General features: G+C 30.0%; 11 protein-coding genes, 2 tRNA genes and 1 pseudogene. 6 read left to right on the forward strand and 8 right to left on the reverse strand.

Annotated elements, in window-relative coordinates:
• Positions 1-289: 289 nt before the first annotated feature.
• The gene (locus MBOVPG45_RS03395) at positions 290-1,963 is read left to right on the forward strand and encodes an IS1634-like element ISMbov3 family transposase (RefSeq protein ID WP_013456292.1); all 1,674 of its coding nucleotides are present in this window, start codon (positions 290-292) and stop codon (positions 1,961-1,963) included.
• 123 nt (positions 1,964-2,086) lie between these two features.
• Here MBOVPG45_RS03395 and MBOVPG45_RS03400 read toward each other — a convergent pair whose 3' ends face one another.
• From MBOVPG45_RS03400 to rpsL, 4 genes are all read right to left on the reverse strand, one after another.
• Positions 2,087-4,129 (reverse strand): 5'-nucleotidase C-terminal domain-containing protein, encoded by a 2,043-nt coding sequence (locus tag MBOVPG45_RS03400; protein WP_013456376.1) that lies wholly within the window; start codon positions 4,127-4,129, stop codon positions 2,087-2,089.
• 164 nt (positions 4,130-4,293) lie between these two features.
• Positions 4,294-6,387 (reverse strand): elongation factor G, encoded by a 2,094-nt coding sequence (gene fusA / locus MBOVPG45_RS03405; RefSeq protein ID WP_013456179.1) that lies wholly within the window; start codon positions 6,385-6,387, stop codon positions 4,294-4,296.
• A 29-nt stretch (positions 6,388-6,416) separates the two neighbouring features.
• The gene (gene rpsG / locus MBOVPG45_RS03410; RefSeq protein ID WP_013456121.1) at positions 6,417-6,887 is read right to left on the reverse strand and encodes a 30S ribosomal protein S7; all 471 of its coding nucleotides are present in this window, start codon (positions 6,885-6,887) and stop codon (positions 6,417-6,419) included.
• Positions 6,888-6,917: 30 nt separating this feature from the next.
• On the reverse strand, positions 6,918-7,331 hold the full coding sequence (gene rpsL / locus MBOVPG45_RS03415; protein WP_004024001.1) for a 30S ribosomal protein S12: 414 nt from the start codon (positions 7,329-7,331) through the stop codon (positions 6,918-6,920).
• A gap of 320 nt (positions 7,332-7,651) precedes the next feature.
• Between rpsL and MBOVPG45_RS03420 the strand changes: the two genes are divergently transcribed.
• Together MBOVPG45_RS03420 and MBOVPG45_RS03425 are read left to right on the forward strand one after the other, a co-directional pair.
• Entirely contained in the window at positions 7,652-8,869 is a 1,218-nt protein-coding gene (locus tag MBOVPG45_RS03420) for a trigger factor-related chaperone (protein ID WP_013456204.1), read from the forward strand.
• 37 nt (positions 8,870-8,906) lie between these two features.
• Complete coding sequence (locus tag MBOVPG45_RS03425) at positions 8,907-10,520, forward strand: ABC-F family ATP-binding cassette domain-containing protein (RefSeq protein ID WP_013456632.1); 1,614 nt, start codon at positions 8,907-8,909, stop codon at positions 10,518-10,520.
• Positions 10,521-10,625: 105 nt separating this feature from the next.
• Here MBOVPG45_RS03425 and MBOVPG45_RS04990 read toward each other — a convergent pair.
• A pseudogene (locus tag MBOVPG45_RS04990) lies at positions 10,626-12,011 on the reverse strand (IS1634-like element ISMbov9 family transposase).
• A 284-nt stretch (positions 12,012-12,295) separates the two neighbouring features.
• Entirely contained in the window at positions 12,296-13,150 is an 855-nt protein-coding gene (locus MBOVPG45_RS03445) for a variable surface lipoprotein (protein ID WP_013456337.1), read from the reverse strand.
• A 483-nt stretch (positions 13,151-13,633) separates the two neighbouring features.
• On the opposite strand from MBOVPG45_RS03445, the gene MBOVPG45_RS03450 reads away from it, so the two are divergent.
• The 3 genes from MBOVPG45_RS03450 (at position 13,634) to MBOVPG45_RS03460 (ending at position 15,367) form a co-directional block, all read left to right on the forward strand.
• Positions 13,634-15,022, forward strand: coding sequence for a transposase (locus tag MBOVPG45_RS03450; protein WP_013456540.1), 1,389 nt, complete (start codon positions 13,634-13,636; stop codon positions 15,020-15,022).
• Positions 15,023-15,179: 157 nt separating this feature from the next.
• A tRNA-Leu gene (locus tag MBOVPG45_RS03455) sits at positions 15,180-15,266 on the forward strand.
• Positions 15,267-15,291: 25 nt separating this feature from the next.
• A tRNA-Lys gene (locus MBOVPG45_RS03460) sits at positions 15,292-15,367 on the forward strand.
• An 89-nt stretch (positions 15,368-15,456) separates the two neighbouring features.
• On the opposite strand, the gene MBOVPG45_RS03465 is transcribed toward MBOVPG45_RS03460, so the two are convergent.
• Together MBOVPG45_RS03465 and MBOVPG45_RS03470 are read right to left on the reverse strand one after the other, a co-directional pair.
• A complete protein-coding gene (locus tag MBOVPG45_RS03465) occupies positions 15,457-17,289 on the reverse strand; it encodes an ABC transporter ATP-binding protein (RefSeq protein ID WP_013456369.1) in 1,833 nt (610 codons plus the stop codon).
• A gap of 10 nt (positions 17,290-17,299) precedes the next feature.
• Positions 17,300-19,084: an ABC transporter ATP-binding protein gene (locus MBOVPG45_RS03470; RefSeq protein ID WP_013456008.1), complete on the reverse strand. Its 1,785-nt coding sequence runs from the start codon at positions 19,082-19,084 to the stop codon at positions 17,300-17,302.
• Positions 19,085-19,270 lie beyond the last annotated feature (186 nt).

Here is a 19,270-nt window from a genome sequence, read left to right on the forward strand (position 1 = left end):
ATATAAACTAAGCCTTCTTTCTAAACATAAATGCGACTATTGCTAGTGCAACAAAAACTATTGATAGTGCAAGTGATATGAGTATAAACACTCAAATAGGCGAATCAAATAATAGTAATAATCCTTGATTCCGGCCATAGTTAATTAAAAAATTCCCAATTTTGGACACTATATTTTTCCTACGTTTCCCACTTAGTCGCGAAAACACTCAGTTTTCGGCGGCTATATTTTTTTATAAAAAAAATATAATTTATTATACTTTTATGCTTAAATATGATATAATAAAAACATGAAAAAGTCGAAAAATGATGCAAAAAGACAATGAAGAACATCAATAGCAAGAGTTAAAAAAGGTGAATACTTATCAATTGGAGTGCCAAGACCAGATAACAAAGGTTTTGTATACAGATTAGGATATGGTTATTTGCATGAATTAAAACAATATCACGATGATCCGCTAACAATTATCAAAGCAATTATTGCAAACTTTCCATTGTCTTGAACAAAAGAACAAGCAAGAACTAAATTAGATGAGATTTTTAAAGAGAAAAAAGAGACCAAAAAAGAAGTTTTAGAAAGGTTTAAAGGTTACGAAGTAGTTGAAAAACTATTTGATTATTTCAATATTTTTAATGATTGTTCTCCCACAAAATCGATAACATTAAAAGATGTTGTTTTACAGTTGATTTATCAAAGAATTAAAAATCCAATAAGTGTTTTTAACACTTATATGACAGCAAAAAAAGAAAAAATAGACACTTATTCAAAAAATTCATTTTATAGATCATTAGACTATATAGCAAAAAACAAAGATGAAATTTTAAGAAATTTAAATGCAAAAATTTGTGCAAATACTAATAGAAAAATTGATGTATTATGATTTGACGCAACAACTACTTATTTTGAAACATTTTCTCGTGAAGGTTATAAAAAACCTGGCTATTCAAAAGATGGAAAATTTAAAGAAGACCAGATTGTTATAGGCATGGCAACTGATGAAAATGGGATACCGTTACACTACAAAATATTTCCAGGAAATGTTACTGATTCGAATACTTTCATACCTTTTATGCTTGAAATTGCAGATATTTATGAAGTTAACAGTGTAACTATAATTGCTGACAAAGGAATGAGTGTTAATAGAAATATTAGATTTTTAGAATCTAAGAATTGAAAATACATAATCTCATATAGAATGAAAGCTGGAAGCAAACAATTTAAAGAGTATGTATTAGATGAAAAAGATTATGTAAATGATGGTGGTTTGATATACAAAACTCGTGATATTGCATCTTCATACAATAAAAAAAGAATTAATGGACATTTTAGAAGACAAATAATTAGTTTTAGTCAAAAACGAGCGACTAAAGACAAAAACGATAGAGATATTTTAATTCAAAATTTCACTAAGAAAATGAATAAAGATAATCTTGTTTCTTGTGATGATCTAGCGGGATCTAAAAAATATAGATTCTTCAAACCTATAAGCAAAGGTGCATTTTATGAACTTGACATAGAAAAAATACAAGAAGATCAAAAATATGATGGATACTATGTTTACGAAACAAACAGAACAGATTTATCAGTAAAAGAAGTTATTAATTTATATTCAAAACAATGACAAATTGAGTCTAATTTCAAGACATTAAAAGGTAAATTATCTCTTCGTCCAATGTATTTATCAACTTGAAACCATATTGTTGGTTACGTTTGTTTATGTTTCATTTCATTAGTATTTTTAAACTACATCATCTACACTCTAAATTTAAAATTAGGACTGACTGAAAAAAGTAAAATTACTGAGCATAAAGTGATTAATGTTATCAAAGAAGTTAAAGAAATTGAAGTATTTGTAAATAAACAAAAAATCGAAACTATACAAGTTTATAACGACGAGTTACAAGAAAGTTGGCAAACTTATCAAATATTATTAGAACTTTTAACAAAAGAAAAAGTCACTTAGACATTACATTATAAAAAAACATAACTTATGAAATCAAAAATTTACATAATTATGTTTTCTTGTTTTATGCTTAAACTGGGAAACGTAGGAAAAGCAGGATACCCTGCTTTTTTTGATTTCTGATTACTTGCTGTGTTTTACTTCAATATTATTTGGCGAAATATTTTTATAATCATCAACCTTGCGCTTTCCGAATGCATTGGTTGATTCTTTTTGCTCTTTATTTGTAATCAATTGACCAAATTTGATATAGCTCTCTAAAATGTCACCACCTTCAAAAACGCTCTTGGCTTTTTCAGGATGTTTAACATAATCAAGCATTTCGTATCCATCGCCACCAATTAGAATAAAGTCATTTGTAACAATGTAATAATCTTTGTCTTTTTCAACTTTTTTGTTATTAATCATTACACTATCTTCATCTAATTCATAGATGAATTTGCCATCTTTAGTTTCTTTATAACTAATTTTCGCACTTACATTATGTGAGTATTGTGCATATGCACCTGAGAACACTTTTGAAGCACCATGCTTCATAGCTTCTAATAAAACGCTTCCTTTCACTTGAACAGCAGCAATTCTGTTACCAAAAGGCGAAATTCCTAGTAAATCAGCTCTTTTAATATCACCAGATTGAGTATCTTGACGTAGTCCACCACCATTTACTAATCCAATAACATTGTCAGCATTAAATTGAACTACTTGTCCATTGACCTTTGGATTATTTTCAATAAAATCATAAGCAGCGGCATCAGCAGCAAAGGTTCCTAGGTTAGTTTGTTGTGCTCTACCTCTTCAAATAGAAACTTCTTTTTCACCATTTCCAGGTTTAATTTTAACTTCTTCAGTGTGCTTAAATTCAATAGGTAAATTAAACACAACTTTGTCATTGACAGCATCAAATTTTTCTTTTAGTTTGCCAATCATATCTTTAATAGATGCAATTGAATTTTCTTTGCCGCCTAATAATTCGGTATATTCAATTGTTCTTAAGTATTGTTTAACTTCAGTAACTTTACCAGTTTCTTTGTCAACAACTAAGTCTAGCTCACTTAGATATTTAGTATAACATTCAGCTTGTGTTAAAAAGCCTTTTTCTTCATCTTTACGTTCAATATCAACTCTAGTGTGTGAGTGACCATCAAGTACTAAGTCAACTCCAGCAACATTTTTAGTAAATTCTCTAGAGTCTCATCTAGTGTCAGGACGGTTAACGCCTAAGTGAGTTAAGGCAATAATGAAATTAACGCCTTTGCTCTTTAGTTCTTCAACAGTTTTCTTACCTGATTCAATTGGGTCTAAAAATGTTACATGAACTGAGTTCTTAGGATTACTTGTTCATTGAGTATCAGGTGTTGTAATACCCATAATTCCGACTTTAATGCCCGATTCTAAAGTTTTAATAATATATGGAGTAAATACCTGTTCATTTTTAACGGCTAATTTACCATCTTTTGTTTTAACTTTTTCAGCAACTGCTTTGTCATTTCAGACAATATTAGCTGATAAAAATGGCATTCCAGCAGTTTGTTTTTCAATGTTGAACATATGTTCTAAACCATAGTCAAATTCATGGTTTCCAATAGCTACTGCTTGGTATTTCATTTCCTTGGCAACTTTAGATATTGTTAAACCTTTATCAGAATCTGATAAAGGAAGACCTTGAATTAAATCACCAGCTGATAGTAGTAAATCTCTATCAAAGTCTTTGTTTAACACTTCAGCTAATCCTTGCATACCTGAATAATTGTTATATTTACCATCATCAAAGACTAAACGACCATGTTCGTCATTAGTATGCACAACTTTAACAACTTGTGTTTTAAAGTTCTTTTGAACCTTTCTTAAGTTTATAAATGCATCATTAGCTTTTTTTCTTAAGCCCTGTAAAATAGGAGTTCTGGTCTTAACTCACGCATCTTTTTCTTCTGTTAATTTCTTCTTTTTTTCTTTGTCTATGTCCTTAGCATTAATAGCTTCTTTCTTTTGCACCAATTCTTTTATGTCAGACTCAACTGCATCATTAAACTTTTTAAAAGCTTCATCATAGGCAGCTCTTGCCTTTGCGACTTGCTTTGGTGATGAAACACCACAAGTAGCTGCAACCATTGGAATGGCTGCAAATGCAGAAATTGCTCCTAAACCTAAAATAAATTTTCGCTTCATAATCCCTACCTTTAGTCTTTTATAAATATGCTAATAAGCATTATTTATATGTACAAATTTTACCAACTTTAAAATATTTAAAAATTTAGATATGAATTGTTTCATTTACTTAGTAAGTACGCAGAAATAACAAAAACACTCTAAAAAGAGTGCTTTGAGTATTATTAATCTTCGTCTTTAAGCTGAATATTACGTTTTTTGATAATTTCATCAGCAATGTTTTTAGGACATTTTTCATAGTGGTGGAATTGCATTTGATAGTTTCCACGACCAGCAGTCATACTACGCAAGTCTGTAGCGTAACCAAACATTTCACTTAATGGTGTTAAACAACGTAAAATGTGTGCACCATCATTTCTTAGTTCACTTTCTTGAATTTGACCTCTACGACGAGTAATGTCGCCCATTACATCACCATAGTAATCATCAGGAATGATAACTGAAACATCCATAATAGGTTCTAATAGCACTGTTCCAACTAAATCTTTTGCTTTAGTCAATGCTTTAGATGCTGCTATTTTATAGGCTAATTCAGATGAATCGACATCGTGGTATGAACCATCAAACAATGTAGCTTTAATGTCAATCATTGGATATCCAGCTAATATACCACTAGCCATTTTGTCTTCTAGACCTTTTTGAATTGGCTTAATGTATTCTTTAGGTATCTTACCGCCAACAATTTTGTCAACGAATTCAAAACCTTTGTCTGGGTTAGGTTCAAATTTAATTCATACGTGACCATATTGACCTTTACCACCAGATTGCTTAATGTGTTTACCTTCAACATCAGCACTCTTAGTAATTGTTTCACGATATGAAACTTGTGGAGCACCAACTTTTGCCTTAACTCCGTGTTCTCTTTTTAGACGGTCAACAATAATGTCTAAGTGAAGCTCACCCATACCAGCGATAATTGTTTGACCTGTCTCTTCGTCAGTGTATGTTCTAAATGTAGGGTCTTCAGCTGCTAATTTTTGTAAGCCTAAAGCTAATTTTTCCATAGCATCTTTTGATTCAGGTTCTAGCGCTTGAGAAATAACTGGTTCTGGGAAAACCATTCTTTCTAAGACTATTTCAGGGGCTTTTTCGGCAATTAGTGTGTCACCAGTTGTTGTGCCTTTAAGACCAACAGCAGCAACAATATCACCTGCATTAGCTTCATCAATTTCACTACGAGAGTTTGCGTGCATTAAAATAAGACGTCCAATTCTTTCTTTGGTGCCTTTTGTTGAATTATATACATAACTACCTTTTTGTAAAGTTCCAGCATAAAGTCTAATGAATGTTAGTGAACCAACAAATGGGTCAGTCATAACCTTAAATGCTAAACCTGTAAAAGGATAGTCGTCAGTTGCAGGCACATCAATTTCTTCATTTTCTCCCTTGTGTGCTTTTGCAGCTGGAATGTCTAATGGTGATGGAAGATAATCAACAACGGCGTCAATCATCTTCTTAACACCTTTGTTTTTAAAACTAGTTCCACAAACTGCAGGGAAAAATTCTGAAGTTAATGTTGCTTTACGAATCATTGACTTAAGTTCTTCTAATGTAGGTTCAACACCATCTAGAACTTTCATCATAAATTCTTCGTCATAAGTTGCAACAGCTTCAATTAATTCTTGTCTTTTTTCTTTTGCAATAGCTTGTAAATCAAATGGAATTTCAATTTCCTTAGCATTTTCTTCAGGTTTTCCATCATATTCGTAAGCTTTCATTTCCACAAGGTCAACAATTCCTTTGAAATCGCTTTCTTGACCAATTGGAATTTGAATTGCAACTGCATTAGCGTTTAATCTTGTTTTAACAGACTTAACTGAAGCAAAGAAATCAGCTCCAGCTTTATCCATTTTATTTACATAAATAAGTCTTGGAACTCTATATGTAGTAGCTTGTCTTCAAACTGTTTCAGTTTGAGGTTCAACACCAGATTGAGCATCTAATACAGTCACGGCACCGTCTAATACACGGAGTGAACGTTCAACTTCAACAGTAAAGTCAACGTGACCTGGTGTGTCAATAATGTTGATTCTCTTGCCTTTTCAAAAAGCTGTTGTAGCAGCAGAAGTAATTGTAATACCACGTTCTTGCTCTTGAGCCATTCAGTCCATTTGTGAAGCACCATCGTGTGTTTCACCAATTTTGTGAATTTTACCTGTGTGCAATAAAATTCTTTCAGTAGTTGTTGTTTTACCAGCATCAATGTGAGCCATAATACCTATATTACGGTAATCTTCTAATTTATATTGTCTAGCCATATATTCCTAAAATACAGTATTTTATAAAACTATCATCTAAAGTGAGCAAAGGCACGGTTGGCTTCAGCCATTTTGTGTGTGTCTTCACGTTTTTTGATAGCTCCACCTGTTTTATTTGATGCATCAATAATTTCGTTAGCTAATCTAACATCCATTGTTTTTTCATTTCTTAGACGAGCATACTGAACTAATCATCTAAGTGATAAAGTTTGCTTTCTTCTAGCAGAAACTTCAGTTGGGACTTGATAGTTGGTACCACCAATTCTTCTAGTTCTTACTTCTAATTGAGGAGTAACATTTTCTACAGCAGCCTGAAATACTTCCATTGGGTCTTTTTGTGTTTTTTCTTTAATTATGTTAAATGCTGAATATAAGATATCTTGTGCTAGTGATTTTTTACCATCAAGCATAATGGCGTTAATTAATTTAGTAACTAATACAGAATTAAAAACTGGGTCTGCAAGCACTTTTCTTATAGGTGCACTATGTTTTCTAGACATTTTTTACCTCTTTCCAAATTAATTTCTAAATTATTTCTTTTCTTTTTTAGCGCCGTATAAACTACGACCTTGCTTACGGTTAGCAACACCAGCTAAATCTTGTGTACCACGCACTATATGATATCTAACACCAGGAAGGTCTTTAACTCTTCCCCCACGAATTAACACAACAGAGTGTTCTTGAAGGTTGTGTCCTTCACCTCCAATGTATGCTGTAATTTCCATTCCATTTGACAATTTAACACGAGCATACTTACGAGATGCTGAGTTAGGTTTTTTAGGAGTCATAGTAGCAACTCTGGTACATACACCACGTTTAAATGGTGCTGGTAATTTACGAGCTGACTTAGTTAAAGTATTAAAACTAAGGTTCAAAGCAGGAGCATTTTGCTTACGTACTTTGTTTTCTCTACCATTAACAACCAATTGATTTGTTGTAGGCATTTTGTTCCTTTCTATAATCTATTAAATAAATGTCCTAAATTATGACCTATATAAAAATATAAGTGCAACAATTATATAACAACTTATCCGTGTGTTTCATTTTTTTATGTTTATTTTTTTTATAATTTTAATGTTGATTATTTTTGATTAAATTTCTCTGAAACAATAAATACTGATAAGTCTATAAAACAGCACTTTTAGAACATAATTGACTTTACATTCAGTAAGACTTAAATAACTTTTACATTATTCAGGAATTAAATTATAATTTAAATATTGTATTTTATACTCGTAATATTTAAAATTAAGTAGGTTTGTAAATGATTAATTACAAAGAAAAAAAAGAACAAATTGATATTGATTCTAAGGCTTGAGAAACATTAAAAACTAAGTCAATTATAGAACTAACAACAAACGGCCAAAAATCAACATTAAAAGATGTTGAACACTACACAATTGATAAAACTATTGATGAAAAAGTGAATAAAATGCTTAATGAATTGCGCAATGAAGACTCAAACTTTGTTGCTATACCACCAATTATAGTTATTGATGGCCCTAGCAAAAACGGAGTTAAAATTGACATATCAGTAACTTATTATTCATCAACTGAGATTAGCAAGGTTGACTATTCTAATCTAAACTTAGATTTTACATATAGGCCTGTTCCAAAGGAATTTTTGGATAGTTCTTTTGAAAAAATGATTAGTGAATACCCAATTTTATACAGCGTTGATGAGGCTATTAGTGAAAATGATGTTGTTACTTGAAGCGCAATAAGAAGTTCAAATAATAAAATACTTGGCGAAGATAAAGAAGTAAGAACAAAGGCTACTAAAACTGATAGTTTTTCAATAAATAATGAAATTATTGGACATAAAGTTAATGAACAATTTGAAACCACTGCTCCTGATGGCGTGAGTTTCCAAATAACAATCAATGAAGTTAAGCGTCCAGTGCCAACATATCTAAATGATGAAAATATTCACTTAGCAATGCTTCCTAATGTTAATTCTTTAAATGATTTTAAGGAAAAAATTGCAAGGGATACAGCTAAAAACAATGCTTCAAATTTTCTCTTAAAGTACTACGAAATGGCTTTAGATGCTATAGTTTCTAAAAACGAAATTAGCATAAATGATCAAAACATTTTTCATTCTACATCAAACCATATTGATGCAATTTTAGCCAACATTGATGATGAAATTCACAGAAGAATGATTTTTGAACAAATACTTAATGAAACTGGTGAAGGACTAAAAATATTAGAAAGAGCAAGGGAGAACTCTATAACTTCATATTACTTAGTTTTAATTGATAATATCTTAGGTGGCAAAGAAAATATTAATGTCACAGAGGAAGATATTCAAAAAGAATTAGAATACATAAATCATTCAATGTTTCCAAGACCAAATGGAGTAGATTCCGAAGAATTATTTTCAATTTTAATGCATCAAAAGATGGCTTTATATTTAATGAAAATTAACAACCCTAGTCAATATGAAATAGTTAAAAAGGATCTCAATTTAGATATTTAAAATACTATAAAATAGATAAATAAATTAAGGAGGCAATATGTTGGAAGTACAAAATTTAAGCAAAATTTTTAGTGACAAAAAGCTTTTTGAAAATGTAAGTCTGAAATTTACTGCCGGAAGCACCTATGGCATAATTGGTGCCAATGGAGCTGGCAAGAGTACCTTTTTAAAAATAATTGCAGGTGATATTGAACCTACTTCAGGCCAAATAATTGTCGAAAAAGGACGTAGAATAAGCGTTTTAAGCCAAGATCACAATGCTTATGATGATATGAATGTTACTGACGTTGTAGTTTTAGGAAACAGTGACCTTTTTAAAATTAAAGAAGAAAAGGATGCAATATATGCTAATCCTAATGCCACAATGGAAGACTATACACATGCAGGTGAATTAGAAGAAAAATTTGGTGCTCTTGGTGGTTGAACAGCCGAAAATGATGCTCAGGAATTACTTTCAGGATTGCAAATTCCTAAAGAAAAATGAAACTCTCCAATGAGCCAATTAACAGCTAATCAAAAAATTAAGGTTTTATTAGCTAAAGCATTATTTGGTAATCCAGATATTCTGATTATGGACGAGCCTACTAACCACTTAGACCTACGTGCTATCAAGTGATTAGAAAATTTCTTAGCTGACTATGAAAATGTTGTTATAGTCGTATCCCATGATAGCGACTTCTTGGACAATGTATGTACAAATATTGTTGATATTGACTTTAATGAAGCTAAAATGTACACTGGAAACTATACATTTTGAAAAGAAAGTAGCGAACTAGCTAGAGAGCTAATGAAGCAATCTAATGCTAAAAAAGAATTACAAATTGAGAAACTAAAACAATTTATAGCTCGTTTTAGCGCTAATGCTTCTAAATCTAGACAAGCTACTAGTAGAAAAAAATCATTAGAAAAAATTACATTGGATGAGATTAAGCCTTCTAATAGAAAATATCCATATATAAATTGAGAAGTTCACAGAGCCCCTGGTAAAGACATTTTGGAAGTTGAAGACTTAAGTTATGTAAATGAGCAAGGCGAAACACTTTTCGAAAATGTTTCTTTCACTCTTGCAAGAGGCGAAAAAATGGTGCTTATTGGCGACGATGATATTGCTAAAACCAAATTTTTAGAGTGTTTAATTGGTGAGGTTAAACCTACCAAAGGCACTATAAAATGGGGACAAACGGTTAAATTTACTTACTATCCAAATGATAATAGTAAATATTTTAATGAAAATATTTCAATTATAGATTGACTTGCCAAGTGACCGCCATATAACTCAACTGAAGAAACTAAGGATGTTTCAGATCATAGGATGAGAAGCTTCTTAGGTAGAATGCTCTTCTCAAATGATTCAGTATTTAAAAAAGTAGGAATTACTTCAGGTGGAGAAAAAGCTAGGTTAATGTTCTCTAGAATGATGCTTTTAGAAGCTAACTTCTTAATTTTAGACCAGCCACTAGATCATCTAGATGCTGAAAGTATTGATAGTGTTATTCAAGGCTTACAAAATTATAAAGGTGGATGCATATTTACAACATATAACCGTGCTTTGGTTAATAATGTGGCCAATGTTATTCTTGAAATTGCTCCAGATAAAAGTTTTATTTACCATGGCACCTTAGATGAATATGAAAAAATAATGAATTATTAAAGATATCGTTGTTTGACGATATTTTTGCTAATTTTCAAAAAGAAAAAAATTAGAATGCTTATTGAAAAGTATATTCCTTAAGTTAATTAAAAGTTTCCCGAAAAATTAACTATATAAGATTTTTTCGATGAGTTCCATACTTTTTTTAGGGAGCTCAGTTTCATACCAAATGTCATTTTTATATGGCATTTGTATTTTTTTATATTGCTTAAATATTTTCATTACATCGCGATAAGTTTTAGTCTCTAAAATTCTTGAGTCAGCAAATTTATTCTTTATTCTGTTTCCGATTATAAGGGTAAGCATATTCAAAAACTCATCACCATAAACACTGTAATCATCATGCTGTCTAACAGTTTCTAACTCTAATGTATTTTTATAAAAATCGTTAACAAGTTCTATTTCTCATCTTTGCTTGTATAAGTTTAATGCATCTTCACAGGTGATATCTTGATCTGATACATATACAATTGTTCCGAATTTGTGCTTAATTTTTCATATCTTTCAATTGAAAATTTTTTACTAGACATAAAGTCTTGTTCTTCCTTTGATGCACGTTTTAAGTTCCTGAAAGCATAGTAATAAAGTCCATTGTGAAATATCTTTTTACATCAGGTTGGCTCATCTTTGCTGTTTATTTTATCTTTCATATTGTATGCGTCAATTTCTTCTAAAAGTTTTAGTGGTCTTTTGAGCGGATGTATAAAGCCAACATTGGACATTAGTGCGCTACTATTTATGCCTTTGTCACCTATAATTATTCCTTTATTTATTCCTGTTTTCTCCAAAAAGTCAGGAAAACTAGTGACATCCACACAATTTCCTGAGTATGGAAGTGAACAAATTACATCTCTAGTTGTTACATTAAAAGCAATCAAAATAGAGATGTTTTTACTATTTTTTAACTTTGATTTGTATGAAAAATCATTTAATGAATTTACTTTGCTATTATTGTTTTTTAACATTCCATCTATTGCAATTTTGTTGCTCTTATCAATTTTGTTAACCCTGTTTTGAATAAATTCAAGTACCTTAGAATAGTCTTTTCCAATTCATTTTATTAATGACGAGACATTATTTTTTCCAAGTTTAAGTTCAGGACTTTCAACTGACATAAATGATTCATTAAACACTTCATCCAATTTGTTATTTGTCATTCTTGGATTTATAGAACGAAGTATAGCAATAGCATATATGGTTTAGCCATATCCTGCGGATACACATTGCTTAAATCAGTCAATATATCCTTAGAAACTGATTTTGCTATTTCATAGTCGCCAAAATTTTTCATTGAAACAGTTATTTTCAGTTTTTCTTTTGGCACAAATTTCCATCAATTATATGTCCTATAACTTTACCTTCAACTGGTTGGTTATTTCCGTTTTTTCTAATGCATCCAACTCTTTCAATAACTGCTCACATTGAACCTGATTTTTTGACAACTGTATTTTTAGGTCTTTCTATTGCTCTAATTTCTGCTGGTACTGCCATATATATTAACTCCTTTATATAGTTAATTATATAGTTATTTTTTAAAAAAGCAAGCAAATTTTTAAACATATTTTTGCTGATTTTTTCAATTGTAAGATAAAAAACAAGAGCCTTTGTTTTTAAAACTCTTGTTTTAGTTTCTGAAAATAACAATCTATAATGCAAACCGCTTATTTTTGCATTTTTATATAGTAATTTTTCAGGAAACTTTTAATTAATAATTAAAAATCAAGGAAGCCAATGATAGAAATTTATCCTTGGCTTTTAATTTTTTTATATGTTTATTAGTTATTTTTAATTATAGGAGGTTTTCTTATTCTTCAAATGTTAAGAATAGGTTCAAAAATTTTATCTAGTTTTTCAGTAACTTTTTTTCTTTTTTCTTCTGATTGCTTGATTAATGTTTCAGTAGTAGAATCAAAGATTTGAGGTTCAGATTCTGCTATTGTTTTTCAAGAGTATATGAATTTTGGTTCACCAAAAAGTATATGATCGCCTTCTTTAGTTTTAGCAATATATTCATTATCTGATAATAGTCCACCTTCAGCGTATTGTGTTAAGTTTTCTTTAGTATCTTCAAAGTCTTCTTTAGTTTTTGATTTATCTATTTCCATAAAAAGCTTTTCAACAAATTCATTTTCACTAGAATCTAGAGCTTTATTTTTTAGACCTAATGATTTATCTTTGTACTCAGTAACAAACTTTTTTACTTCTTCTTTAAATTTCTTTAAAACCTCATTATCGATTTTAGTGTTATCTGCATCTGCTGTTGTTCCATCATTTTGTGGTTTTTCATGATTTTTTTCTTCTTTTTCTGATTTAGTTCCTGAATTTTGCTTTTCTGAGTTAGTTTTTGAATCTTTTTCTGATTTAGTTCCTGAATCTTGCTTTTCTGAGTTGGTTTTTGAATCTTGTTTTCCTGTTTTTTCTTTCATTTTCGATTCTGTACTGCCTTTATCTTGTTTTTGTTTATCATTCATTGTTTCAGAAGAATTTTTTTCATCTGTATTTTCGTTTATCTTAATATCTTTTTCCGTTTTGTTATCTGGTTTTGCTTCGGTGATGCAACTAGCAGATAAAAATGGCAATGAGATAATTGGCGATAGTGTTGTTAATAATAAAAATTTAGATTTTTTCATATAATATTTATTATTCTCCCTTTAGTGATAGTTATGTAATAAAATGGAATTATATAAGTAGAAAAAAATAACCAGAGAGAGAGAGAGAGAGAGAGAGAGAAAGAGAGAGACGAGTCAAAATATGAAATTGTTTCCTTAAAGAAAATAATGATGTTTTTGCTCACTAAAATGCGGCTGCAACACAAAATTTGTTATGTTACTCAATGTGATGTTCGAAAAAAGTATTCTTTGACTTAAATTCTTGTTTTATAGTGCTGTAAGTAAGTTTAAATAAAAGTTTCCTGAAAAATTACTATATAAAAATGCAAAAATAAGCGCTTTGCATTATAGATTGTTATTTTCAGAAACTAAAACAAGAGTTTTAAAAACAAAAGCTCTTGTTTTTTTATCTTACTATTGAAAAAATCAGTAAAAACATGTTTAAAATTTGCTTATTTTTTAAAAAATAACTATATAATTAACTATATAAAGGAGTTAATATATATGGCAGTACCAGCAGAAATTAGAGCAATAGAAAGACCTAAAAATACAGTTGTCAAAAAATCAGGTTCAATGTGAGCAGTTATTGAAAGAGTTGGATGCATTAGAAAAAATGGAAATAACCAACCAGTTGAAGGTAAAGTTATAGGACATATAATTGATGGGAAATTTGTACCAAAAGAAAAATTGAAAATAACTGTTTTAATGAAAAATTTTGGCGACTATGAAATAGCAAAATCAGTTTCTAAGGATCTATTGACTGATTTAAGCAATGTATATCCGCAGGATATGGCAAAACACATATATGCTATTGCTTTACTTCGTTCTATAAATCCAAGAATGACAAATAACAAATTGGATGAAGTGTTTAATGAATCATTTATATCAGTTGAATACCCTGAACTCAAACTTGGAAAAAATAATGTTTCATCATTAATAAAATGAATTGGAAAAGACTATTCTAAGGTGCTTAAATTTATTCAAAACAGGGTTAACAAAATTGATAAGAGCAACAAAATTGCAATTGATGGAATGTTAAAAAACGATAATAGTAAGGCAAATTCATTAAATGATTTTTCATGCAAATCAAAGTTAAAAAATAGTAAAAACATCTCTATTTTGATTGCTTTTAATGTGACGACTAGAGATGTAATTTGTTCACTTCCATACTCAGGAAATTGTGTGGATGTCACTAGTTTTCCTGACTTTTTGGAGAAAACAGGAATAAATAAAGGAATAATTATAGGTGATAAAGACATAAATAGCAGTGCACTAATGTCCAATGTTGGCTTTATACATCCGCTCAAAAGATCACTAAAACTTTTAGAAGAAATTGATGCATACAATATGAAAGATAAAATAAACAGCAAAGATGAACCAACCTGATGCAAAAAGATATTTCACAATGGACTTTATTACTATGCTTTCAGGAACTTGAAACGTGCATCAAAGGAAGAACAAGACTTTATGTCTAGTAAAAAATTTTCAATTGAAAGATATGAAAAAATTAAGCACAAATTCGGAACAATTGTATATGTATCAGATCAAGATATCACCTGTGAAGATGCATTAAACTTATACAAGCAACGATGAGAAATAGAACTTGTTAACGATTTTTATAAAAATACATTAGAGTTAGAAACTGTTAGACAGCATGATGATTACAGTGTTTATGGTGATGAGTTTTTGAATATGCTTACCCTTATAATCGGAAACAGAATAAAGAATAAATTTGCTGACTCAAGAATTTTAGAGACTAAAACTTATCACGATGTAATGAAAATATTTAAGCAATATAAAAAAATACAAATGCCATATAAAAATGACATTTGGTATGAAACTGAGCTACCTAAAAAGAGTATGGAACTTATTGAAAAAATCTTATATAGTTAATTTTTCGGGAAACTTTTATTTAAATGTACATTATTGTGTTAAAAAACATTATTGAGTAATATGTCTTATTTGGCTAATTTATAGTAAGCAAAACTTATAAGAAAATTGTTTCTGTATTTTTATTTATACTATATAATGTTAATGCATTTTAAAAGATGCCCAGGTGGCGGAATAGGTAGACGCAAGGGACTTAAAATCCCTCGAACGTTAGTTCGTGCTGGTTCAAGTCCAGTTCTGGGTACCATATGTCCGCTTCATAGGGCATAAATGCGCCCGTAGCTCAGGCGGTAGAGCAAATGGCTTTTAACCATTGGGTCAGAGGTTCGAGTCCTCTCGGGCGTACCATTTCACGAAAGTGTCTATAAAACAGGCGTATCCGCTTGTTTTTTTATTTTTTTATTCACATAATAAAAAAATAAGCTATAAAAAGCTTATTAATTGAATTGCGACTGATGCAAACCATAATAAAAGCCCTTGGCAGCCATTAATTCCTTATGATTTCCTTTTTCAATGATTTGACCATCATTAACAACCAATATTAAGTCTGCATCTTTAATTGTGCTTAATCTATGAGCTATAACAAATGATGTTTTGTTTTTCATTATTGAATTTTGTAATGCATCTTGAACAATTTTTTCAGTGTTCGAATCGACATTTGATGTCGCTTCATCTAATACTAATATTTTTTTATCACCAAGAATTGCTCTTGTTATTGAAAGAAGCTGTCTTTCACCTTGTGATAAGTTTGCTCCATTGTTCTCTATAACTGTTTGATAGCCATTTTTATAACTTTGTATAAAGTGATGAGCACTAGTTATATTAGCTGCTTCAATTACTTCTTGATCTGTAGCATTTGGATTAGCAACTTTTAAATTATTCATTATAGTGTCATTAAACATAAATGAATCTTGCAAGACAACTGTCATTAGTTCTAATAAATTATCTTTAGGAATTTGTTTTAATTCTAAGCCATCAATTTTAATTGAACCTGCTTCATAGTCATAAAACTTGCTGAGTAAATTAATAATTGTGGTTTTTCCTGCACCAGTAGGCCCAACTATTGCTATAACTTGGCCTGGTTCAGCATAAAACGAAGCATTTTTGAGTTGATATTTACTAGAACTCTTATCATATCTAAACGAAACATTATCAAACTCCACATGCCCACGCATTGTAGAAGCTCTTAAATACACAGGATTTTCAATCTCAGCAGGCAATTCCAAGCCTACTAATTTAAATATTCTATTAGTTGATGCCACCCCAATCTGCGTTGAAAACACTATATTAAAAAAGATTTGAACAGTGCTAGTAAAAGTAAAAATTAAATTAATATAACCTATTATTAAAGCAGTTACATCCTGGCCGACAACACCAACAAAATTTATGTTATTAATTTTAAATAATAATGAAATGGCAAGAATAATTAACACTAAAAAGTTAGAAAAAACAACAAATCAAGGATCAAAGAATTTCGAATAAACATCACCTATAAATGATTGTTTTTTAACATTTCTTGCAATTATTTCAAACTTGTTAAATGATTCTTCTTCTCTGTCAAATGATTGAGTAACTTTTGTGTTTTTTAGCATTTCTTCAACATAAGCATTCATATCTCCAAAATAGTCAGTCATTTTAATGTAAGGTACTCTTGCCTTTGATAGCAATAACCAGCTAAGAGCACAAAATAAGAATGTTACGGGTAATACTATTGCTGATAAAGTTAGTGAGTAACATAACATAAATATCACAGAAAAAATGACCTTAAAAATCTTACCTGATGTTTCATTAAATAACTGTGTCATAGTTAGGGCTATATTATTTATGTCATTTGTTAATGTAGAAATTTGGTCTCCTACTTTATTCTTATCATGGTATGAAATAGGCATATAGAGCAATTTCTTAGAAGCTACTTCCCGCATTTTAGCAGTAGTTCTAAAACTTGCAGATAATAGTAATTTATTTTGAATCATTCTAGTTACTAAATAAAGCCCAAAAGATAATGCAAGTCCAATCATTGCAACAATAAACATCGGAGCATTGAATGTTGCTTTATTAGCAATTATGTCTTTTGTAAAAAATCAACTGATTATAAACCCAGTCATTGCTGTGCCAAATGTGTAAAGCAAAGCTTCAAAAAAGGAAAGAACTAATCCATAAATCAATGACTTTTTTTCATTAGCAGACATAAATTTTAATGAAGCTTTAAGTAACCCAATAGTAGAGACTGTTGTGACTTTATCATTTTTATGCTTTTTAACTTTAGTCATAATTGCCTCCTTATTGTTCTAATTGAGTTTCATATATTTGTTTATAAAACTCACATGATTGTGCTAATTGATTATGCGTACCACGGCTTATGATAAAACCATTAGTTGACATTACAATAATTTCATCTGCATTTTTGATATTGCTGATTTTTTGACTAATAATAATAGTGCTGCATTCATACTTATCTTTGATATTATCAATAACTTTTGAAGCAGTAATGTTATCTAATGCACTAGTTGAATCATCTAAAATTAATATCTTTGGCTTACGTAATAATGATCTAGCAATAGAAAGCCTTTGCTTTTGGCCTCCAGATAGATTCTTTCCACCTTGATAAACGGGATGATCTAAGCCATCTTCAAATTTACTTACAAATTCATCAGCACATGCGTCTTTAAGTGCTTGCATTATTTCATCATCGCTTGCATCTTCTTTTGCTCAAAGCATATTGCTTCTAATAGTTCCAGTATAAAGCAAAGATTCTTGATGAACAATTCCGACAGTATCATGTAAATTCTTAGAATTTACTTGACTTACTTCCTTGTTGCCAATTTTGATTGAACCTTCGTTATACTTGTAATTATTAACCAAAAGATTAACAATGGTGCTCTTACCGCTGCCCATTGGTCCGATAATTCCCAGACTCTTTTTATATGGTAGAGTAATATCAACATTAGCAATTGCAAAGTTTGGCGATGCATCATAATACTTAAATGACAAATTCTTAATTTCTATGTCATATGAATCTATAATTTCGCCTTTAGAAACATATAAATTATCAGTTTCATAGTCATAAGCTTCAATAATTCTAGCAGCTGCTACTTTTGCTCTAAAAAGTGAACTAAGGAATAAAAGCATTAATAATATCCCCGCAGCTACTTGTCATAACAAGTCAATAAATAAATTAATGTTTGTAATAATATCTTTGTTTATTTTACTTATTGTTGCATAATAACCAACGACAGAGTAAATGCCGATCATTAACCAGTTAAGTAACATTTGAAATACAGGATATGCAGTTGAGAAAATCATTGTTGATTTGTACTGGCTATCATATCAAGCATTATTAATTTCTTTTAAAACATTAAGTCTTTTAGTTTCTAAATTAAATGTTTTAATAACTCTAATACCTGAAATGTTTTCATCAACAACTTTTGTAACAGCATCAACTGCCTTTTGGGTCTTTTTCAATAATGGCCCTGTCTTTACACTTATTATTGAGCCCATAACTATAACAATTGGAATAATAGCAATAATACTTAATGACATTTGTCAGTCAACTAAAGCCGCTACAGTTAAACCACCAATAATCAAGAATATACCTTTAATCATTACAGATGTTCCATTAACTAAAAATTCTCAAAAAATGGCTATATCGTTTGAAAGCCTAGTAATTATTGATTCAGCTTTTAAATCTGCAATATTCTTAAGTGAATAGCTTTGAATTTTTTTATAAAGTGTATTACGGTAAAAATAACTACTTCTTTCAGCGGCTAAAACAATTACCAATGTAGATAAAAATGCCAAAGAAGCTGTGGATATTGTTTGCAGTAAAACTATAATAGTTAGTCACTTAAAAGCTTGATTATAGGTTATAAAGCCAAAATCAATTCTGCCATTTAAAAAATCCATATGGTAAGGCGCTATTCTATCTTCAGTAAGTATTAAGTCAATATACTTTTTAATTAAAAGCGGAAGCATAACATTAAGCAAAACATAAATTAATGTTAAGAATGAGCCAATTATAAAAACTCATTTTATTCTAGAAGGCAATATCTTAACCATTTTTAGCATATTTACACCCCCTTTATAAACCTTAATTAAAGCATTATTTTTAATTATAACAATAAGCAAATTTAGCACCCTATAATTATCAAAAAAATATTCCTGATTTTTTTCCTTGGAATTTAAAAACTACAAGCGATTGATATGCACTCATGACTAAAACATTTTAAACAAAAAATACCTGATGTTTAAATG

Origin of the sequence: Mycoplasmopsis bovis PG45, assembly GCF_000183385.1 — a bacterium.
Classification (GTDB): Bacteria; Bacillota_I; Bacilli_A; order Mycoplasmatales; family Metamycoplasmataceae; genus Mycoplasmopsis; species Mycoplasmopsis bovis.